Below are 236 nucleotides of genomic sequence, written 5' to 3'. Positions count from 1 at the left end.
TTTGTTCGACTGATTCTACAGTCTTCTTTACTTCTTTAACAACTGTTACTTCAGGTAATTGTTCTTGAAGTTCTTCTATACATTTCTTTCCGATTACCTTATCCATTGATTGCAGCATTTCCTCAGGCGGTAAAATCATTATTCCTAAATTAGCGTAATAGTTTTTAAACCAATTACGTTTCCCAATTTGTTGTTCATCAAGTGGATCACTATACTCCCAATGAGAGATTACTTTT

1 pseudogene is annotated in these 236 nt (G+C 33.1%); it reads right to left on the bottom strand.

The features are described from left to right. Positions 1 to 236, bottom strand: a pseudogene (locus tag FOT98_RS32030) (XRE family transcriptional regulator); the annotation flags it as partial.

The sequence above is a fragment of the Bacillus sp. HY001 genome (genome assembly GCF_007558965.1).
Classification (GTDB): Bacteria; Bacillota; Bacilli; order Bacillales; family Bacillaceae_G; genus Bacillus_A; species Bacillus_A mobilis.
Note: the sequence above shows the minus strand (reverse complement) of the source record. Positions and strands in the feature narration are given on the sequence as shown.